The sequence below is a fragment of the Acinetobacter sp. UBA5934 genome, assembly GCF_002430855.1.
In the GTDB taxonomy this organism is placed as follows: domain Bacteria; phylum Pseudomonadota; class Gammaproteobacteria; order Pseudomonadales; family Moraxellaceae; genus Acinetobacter.
In genome coordinates, this window is the sequence record NZ_DJDC01000056.1 from 1 (window position 1) to 307 (window position 307).

At 40.7% G+C, this 307-nt stretch carries 1 pseudogene; it reads right to left on the reverse strand.

Annotated elements, in window-relative coordinates:
* Positions 1–93: 93 nt before the first annotated feature.
* A pseudogene (locus B2Y23_RS03705) lies at positions 94–307 on the reverse strand (bifunctional phosphoserine phosphatase/homoserine phosphotransferase ThrH); the annotation flags it as partial.

Sequence of the window (307 nt, forward strand, 5' to 3'; positions counted from 1 at the left end):
AATTGGTTACCGCTTCTAATAGCAAAAAAAATTAGCATGATATAAAAAAGGGCGCTTATAGCGCCCTTTTTTTATTCCGCAAAATTAAAAATATTATGCCGGAATATTACGCACTGAAGCATTACGAATGGCTTCTTTTAGTGCTTCATAACCATGAATTGGTGGGAACTGAGGGAATTCAGCAATCACATTTTCTGGTGCATCAAATAGGAAACCGTGGTCTGCCTCACCCAGCATCGTTGTATCGTTATAAGAATCACCCGCTGCAATTACACGGAAGTTCAAACCGTGCAGCGCTTTCACTGCC